Annotated in this window: 6 protein-coding genes; 3 read left to right on the plus strand and 3 right to left on the minus strand. The window is 54.6% G+C overall.

The features are described from left to right. Positions 1-54: 54 nt before the first annotated feature. Together GOB86_RS15910 and GOB86_RS14360 are read right to left on the minus strand one after the other, a co-directional pair. Complete coding sequence (locus GOB86_RS15910) at positions 55-207, minus strand: hypothetical protein (protein WP_198912054.1); 153 nt, start codon at positions 205-207, stop codon at positions 55-57. 102 nt (positions 208-309) lie between these two features. Beyond that, on the minus strand, positions 310-1,209 hold the full coding sequence (locus GOB86_RS14360) for a LysR family transcriptional regulator (RefSeq protein ID WP_063908634.1): 900 nt from the start codon (positions 1,207-1,209) through the stop codon (positions 310-312). A gap of 317 nt (positions 1,210-1,526) precedes the next feature. Between GOB86_RS14360 and GOB86_RS14365 the strand changes: the two genes are divergently transcribed. The 3 genes from GOB86_RS14365 (at position 1,527) to GOB86_RS14375 (ending at position 4,985) form a co-directional block, all read left to right on the plus strand. Continuing rightward, positions 1,527-2,789, plus strand: coding sequence for an MFS transporter (locus GOB86_RS14365; RefSeq protein ID WP_194301211.1), 1,263 nt, complete (start codon positions 1,527-1,529; stop codon positions 2,787-2,789). Continuing rightward, the gene (locus GOB86_RS14370; RefSeq protein WP_061498498.1) at positions 2,786-4,039 is read left to right on the plus strand and encodes an arsenic transporter; all 1,254 of its coding nucleotides are present in this window, start codon (positions 2,786-2,788) and stop codon (positions 4,037-4,039) included. Before GOB86_RS14365 ends, GOB86_RS14370 begins: the two co-directional genes overlap by 4 nt. Positions 4,040-4,463: 424 nt before the next feature. Next, positions 4,464-4,985 (plus strand): hypothetical protein, encoded by a 522-nt coding sequence (locus GOB86_RS14375; RefSeq protein WP_165993285.1) that lies wholly within the window; start codon positions 4,464-4,466, stop codon positions 4,983-4,985. 314 nt (positions 4,986-5,299) lie between these two features. On the opposite strand, the gene GOB86_RS14380 is transcribed toward GOB86_RS14375, so the two are convergent. Further along, positions 5,300-6,136, minus strand: a complete 837-nt coding sequence (locus GOB86_RS14380; protein WP_165993288.1) for a DUF2971 domain-containing protein — start codon at positions 6,134-6,136, stop codon at positions 5,300-5,302. Between the last annotated feature and the right edge of the window lie 398 nt (positions 6,137-6,534).

The following is a 6,534-nucleotide window of genomic DNA, read 5'->3' on the forward strand; positions in this document are numbered from 1 at the left end:
TATAACCATGACAGACCCAACATGGGGAACAGCGGGCTAACCCCCGCCCAGAAACTAAAAACAGCTGCCTGAATTCTCATTCAATGCCCCACTAAAAATGGGGGGATTACCAAGTAATTCCACAGTTGCGCGACCGATCCCGCTTGCGGCGCCGGTAACAATCGCGACTTTGCCTGCAAAATTTCCTGCTGTGTTTTCCAGATTCATACAAACCTCCTGTGATGTCGAGAACATCATCTGGCATGGCCGTATCGTTATTTTAATACTGCATATTCTGGATGGGTTATGTGGCGTGGCAGGTACAATCTGTCACGGTTTATTCGCACCGCGCACGGCGGTAATGAAGGTCTTTACAGCAGTCGAGCGATGACGATGCGGGGGATAATAGAGCGCAAAGCCTGGAAAAGCGGCGGAATACTCTGTCAGCAGGGGAACAAGATGGCCGGCCGCGATAAGTGGCTGGACCTCGCTCTCAACCCATAATGCGATGCCGGCACCAGCAACGGCGGCATCAAGAGCCGCCCGCTGATCATTGAAGGTCAGCGGACCGGATACGGCCACGGAGAACCAGACGCCGTTTTCGCAGAATTCCCAGTTGTACAAGGCATCATGTCCCGGCCAGCGAAAACCGATACAGAGATGATCGCGAAGCTCACGCGGATGGAGTGGCGCCCCGTGTTGATCGAGGTAGGACGGGGCGGCAACGGCGATTTGTCGCAAACCGGGCTGAAGCGGGAAAGCAATAACATCCTGATCCAGCATCTCCCCAAGCCGTATGCCTACGTCGAACCGTTCCTGTACAATATCCACGCCAGCATCGTCGATCTGCACCTCGACGCTGATCCTCGGGAAACGTCGGACAAAATCGGGTAAGAGCGGTTTTAGAAAGAGCTCGTACCCAAGACGTTGCGCGTGAACCCTCACCGGACCAGCGATTTCGCCACCCATCGCACCGGCTTCGCTTAAAGCTGATTGGATTTCTCCAAACGCTACTCCGAACCGCGCAGCCAGACGCTCACCGGCGAGCGTGGGGCTGACACTGCGTGTCGTCCGGTTCAGAAGCTGAACGCCAACAAAGTTTTCCAGTCGGCGGATCGTTTCACTGAGCGCCGAACGCGACACGCAAAGTTCTCTGGCAGCGGCGACGAAACTGCCTTGATCAATAATACAGCACAGCGCGCGGAGATCAGAATAATAGCGGTCGGACATACCCCTCCCTAACACAAAACCGGGTTTTTCTGGTTCGGTTTTCCGGCCGGTTTATGGGGCTACGGGCTATCGACCGTAGCAAGTCAGACGATCTGCCATTTGGGAGCATTGCCTACAGACGAAATACGCCTCACTCACGACGTAAAAGCGTAGAAAAGCATTTTCCGAGAGCGGACATTTTCCTGCTTGAACGACTTTGTCTGAAGAGTGGCATTGATAATTACTTCAATAAATTCGGCAGAAAGCACTAGGAAAATAGTTTTGTAACTTATTCTCTCGAACTCAGTTAAAGCTTGCTGCTGAACGAAGAGAACGTGATGACCCCGCCTCGTACTGCCACAGTCGTTGCTGACGAAACTCCTGCTATTCCAGGGCTCAATCGGGCTCTGTTCGCCTTATGCGCTCTCAATTTTTTCATGGCGGACGTCCAGGCCGGGATAGGGCCCTTTCTGGGCGTTTTTCTTCAGCGTCACGGCTGGCAGACGGGGCCGATCGGAACCGTCATGACCGTGGGTGGAGTTGCCGGAATGCTCGCCACCATTCCCGCGGGCGCGCTGATTGATCACACCACGAAAAAGCGGTTGCTTGTCATTGTGGCCGCGTTCTGCACGATTTCCGCTTCTCTTCTTCTCCTGAGTTCGCAATCCGTGGCCGTTGTGACAGTCAGTCAGCTTGCAACCGCTTTGGCCGGAGCCGGAATCGGCCCTCTGATGGCGGCCATAACGCTCGGGATCGTGCGCCAGAAAGGCTTCAACATACAGATCGGCCGTAACCAGGCCTGGAACCACGCTGGCAATATGGCCGGGGCCGGACTGTCCGGCTGGCTGGGATGGCAGTTTGGCCTCTCAGCGATTTTCTTTCTTGAAGTGGCCTTCGGTCTGTTCGCCATTTCTGCGGTGCTCCTGATCCCGGAAAAATCCATAGATCATAAGGCTGCACGCGGACTGGACGATAAACCCGCTGACGATGAGGGAACGGCCGAGGGGTTACGATCCTTTCTGCGACACAAGCATCTTCTCATTCTCGCGAGTTGTCTGTGTTTCTTCCATCTCGGAAACGCCGCGATGCTCCCGCTGTATGGCATGGCGGTCGTCAGTGCAGGCAAAGGCAATCCAGCCATGTTCACGGCGATGACCGTGATGGTCGCACAGGCTGTGATGATCATCGTGAGCCTGCTGGCCATACGTTTCGTCAGGGACCGTGGTTACTGGATCGTCCTACTGATATCGTTTGCCGCCCTACCGCTGCGTGGTTTGATCGCGGGAAGCTTCATCCAGCATTGGGGGGTGTGGCCGGTGCAGATCCTCGATGGGATCGGTGCGGGGCTTCAGAGTGTCGCCGTGCCGGGTCTGGTGGCCAGACTGCTGAACGGAACCGGACGGATCAATATCGGACAGGGCGTCGTCATGACGGCGCAGGGCATTGGAGCAAGCCTTTCTCCGGCGCTGGGAGGGTGGCTTGCCGAAGATCTGGGATATCCCGTGGCGTTCTATACTCTGGGCTGCTTTGCAATCGTATCGCTCGGGCTCTGGATAGGTTCGGCATCGACCCTGCGATCTGCCGATCAGGTGTCGGCATGACCTTTCACCAGGAGGCGATCTGGACGATCGCTGTTCTGGCGACGGCCGGTGTTATTCTCCGACCGTTCCGGACCCCGGAGTGGATATGGGCCGTCATAGGGGCCGCAGCTCTTGTGCTGGTGGGGTTGATCCCTCTGACAATGGCGGAGGCCGGCCTTCTGAAAGGTGGCGATGTTTATCTGTTTCTGATCGGCATGATGCTGCTCAGTGAAACGGCGCGTGCAAACGGGCTGTTCGACTGGATAGCCACCTGGGCCGTCAATCATGCCGCAGGTTCAACGGCAAAGCTGTTCACACTGGTCTATCTGGCCGGTGTCGTGGTGACGACGTTCATGTCCAACGATGCGACGGCTGTTGTGCTGACTCCCGCCGTGTTCGCGGCAGCAAAAAAGGCAAAAGCTGATCCCCTTCCGCCGTTGTTTGCCTGTGCACTCGTCGCCAATGCGGCAAGCTTTGTCCTGCCCGTCTCCAACCCGGCGAACCTGGTTCTGTATGACGGCGCACTCCCCGCGCTGGGATCATGGATGAGGTCATTCGCGCTACCATCGCTCCTGGCAATCATGACGACCTATCTGGTTTTGCGCCTCATGGAACGGTCACACCTGCGTCAGGACTGCGCCTCACAGGTTGCAGCCACCCCATTAACACTGGGCGGCAAGGCGGCTTTTGTCGGCATCGTCCTGACCGCGCTTCTGCTTGTCACAGTGTCCGCATTTGATCTGTCTCTCGGCCTGCCAACAGCACTTGCTGGCATTGGAACAGGTTTGGGCGTGTCGGTGCTGGTGCGACGATCACCGATTGCGCTCATGCGGGATATTTCATGGGGCGTTCTCCCGCTGGTCGGCGGCCTGTTCGTTCTGGTGGCCGCCGTTGAAAGTACTGGAGTGGTCGGGGTGCTTGCCCGCCTGCTTCAGCACGCCGCCAAAAGCGATCCTGTCACTGCTGCCTGGGGAGCTGGCGCTCTTTTGGCCTTTATCTCCAATATTATGAACAACCTGCCTGCCGGCTTGATTGCCAGTGAGACAGTGGCGCAGGCGCATGTCCCGCGACTGGTGATCGATCACCTGTTGATCGGTGTGGATCTTGGCCCAAACCTGTCCGTGACGGGATCTCTGGCCACAATCCTCTGGTTGCAGGTGATCCGTCGAGAAGGCGAAGAGGTCGGGTTTTTGCAATTTCTCAGGCTTGGTGCCGTGGCCATGCCCGTTGCGCTCTTCACGGCACTCGGTGCGCGACTGTTGATCGGGTAAACGATACTCGCAGCCGGTTGCCAGTCTCAGAGTTGTCCGTGGATCAGATTTATTGTCCGACGAACTCTATGAATAGATGTGCTTGCTGTCTGTTAAATGAATTCTGCCCTAGGGAAAACGTGGCTGTAGAGGTTTCGCTGAGTTCGAACGAATTACTGTCAGTTTTTCTCCACTATTTGCCGATAGCGGACACTCCGCTTTCCCCCCAAATCTGACTGTCGGCTTCAAGAATTAAGCAGACTGGCGGCAGTCGCCTCATCTCAGTCATACATTTCCTCGGGTCGCTTTCCGTATAGCGGAAGTGACTTATTCTCATCTCTGATGACAAAGAGTGGATAGCGGGATTCGAACGATGGACCTATTCGAACGAGGCGGAGAGGTTCTGTAGCTTGAGGGCCGACAGCCGCGACGCTATGTTCGGCACATGAGTGAACATCACAGGGCCAATGTGCCAGACCTGACCGATCCGCTGCTGGTGGAATTTTCAAGCCGTTATTACCTGACGAGCTCCCCGCTCCATCTCACCTTTACAGACTACGGTTACCCCGCAAGCCAATGCCATCTGGCGGCGAAACATTGCGCGATGACCAAGGGCGGCCGACGCGTGCATGGATGGGCTGTTTGGAAAATCGGCGACTTTCTCGTTGCCGAGCATCACAGTGTCTGGGATGACGGCAACCGACTTGTCGATGTGACGCCTCCCAAGTTTGGTGGAGACCGCATCCTGTTCATCCGTGACGATGCGTCCGATCTGATCCAGAATGACGACATCTTCGTGATGTGGTGCGATCGAACTACTCTTAGCCAGATAATGTTCCTGTGTAATAACGAAAAGCATGAGGAACCAAATTGGGGCCTGCGCCCCGATAATGCTGCGATAACAAGCTTCTGTGCAAAATATGGGCTAACTCCGACCGACATGTTGACGGACACAACCCACGGCTAAAGCGGAGTTTTCGATATTTGACGGGGAAGTGGGCTCTTATGGCTTTTGGTTCCCGATGATTCTTCGACGAATGACAACTCGCCTGTCCCGTTCGTCAGTCGACGCTGGTCGAATTGGCACACGAATGGCAGATCGCAACCCACAGACGCCAACTCAAAACTGAGGGCATGTTCGCAGTAAGGTCAAAAGCAATCGTCCCGATTGGTGTCTGAGCAAATCGTATGGGTTGAGACCTGCACAAAGGGAAGCGCATGTACTAATTATTGCAACTATCTTCACTAAGGTGGCGAGATGTTGAAAAAGCAACTCATAGATCAGCGAATGCTGATTTGGCTGGGGACTAAAGTCGCCTTCGGTGCATGCTCCGCCAAGATATGCTTGACCTTCTCGGCGACAGCGTCATCGCCCTTTGGGCCGAGCGTCACCGCCAGTTGATCTAAGCAGGAAGGGTCCAGTGGGATGAACAGTGCTTCAGGCTCGACTGGGAAAGCGGCGAAATCAAGCGTCACCTTATTGAAGTAATCATCATCCGGGAATTGAGCCCCGAAGTTGAGCGCAGAAATCTTGAAGCGCCATTCTTGTTCGTAAGACCAATGCTTGCCTTTCACCATACCTAAATCGTAAGGGCAGAAATGAGCGGTTCCGCCGTGCCTGTAAACCAGCCTACGGTTCCGGTAGTCCGGGTCGTTACTGTAGTAGACCTTGTTCGGACCTATAATGGCGCAGCTGTTTGTGTCCATCGCCGGCGACTTTCGAGTAATCGAGTGCCAACTATCAACCGTGATTAGGGCGCCTCCCGTCTCGAATATTACAGGTTCTTTGCGTCCACAAAACATGTTGGTAGGAAGTCCAATCCGCACTCCACACAAATTTTGACCGTACATCGCCCACATCGGAAGCTGCTCAGATTCCGTCGCCGACCAGCACGACACGAATACGGAACTGGCGGCAAGCGCCACGTCAAGGGCCGTTGCCTCCTCGGGATCATTCACGGTATCTAGACGTGAAAAGCGCAGCGTACGCGAGACAAGGATTTTCTCTAGGCTATCGACAGAAGTATACTGATATAGGACCGAAGGGAGCTCCTCAACGCCCATCACATCAAACATAAAATCATCGGTGTAAAATGCTTCCGTTCCGTCAAAGATCAAGACTTGCCTCCAAAATCGATAAACCACTTATTCTCAGCCACTGTAGCACCAAGTTGTCGAGAGAAATGCACTTTACGATTTAGGTTCACTGCCGAATAATATAAGTCAACTTGGATGAAAAAACCTCTACCGCACGGCCGCTTTTCAAGTCAGCTTCCTGAAAGCTGACATTGCGCTCTCCCCCCCAAATCTGCCTGTCGGCTTCACCAATTAAGCAGACAGGCAGTGCTCACCTCAAGTCAGACGAGGTGGTAAGTCTTCTGTTGTATTCCTCGTGAGGCTTCCCAAATTCATAGGAACTGCGTCTTTTAAGAAGGATCTGTCATGACCAGCCTGTTTGAGCCGATTGAACTGGGAAGCATTTACGCCAAAAACAGAATTCTCATGGCGCCGCTGAC

It is taken from the genome of Acetobacter lambici (assembly GCF_011516885.1).
Lineage (GTDB): Bacteria > Pseudomonadota > Alphaproteobacteria > Acetobacterales > Acetobacteraceae > Acetobacter > Acetobacter lambici.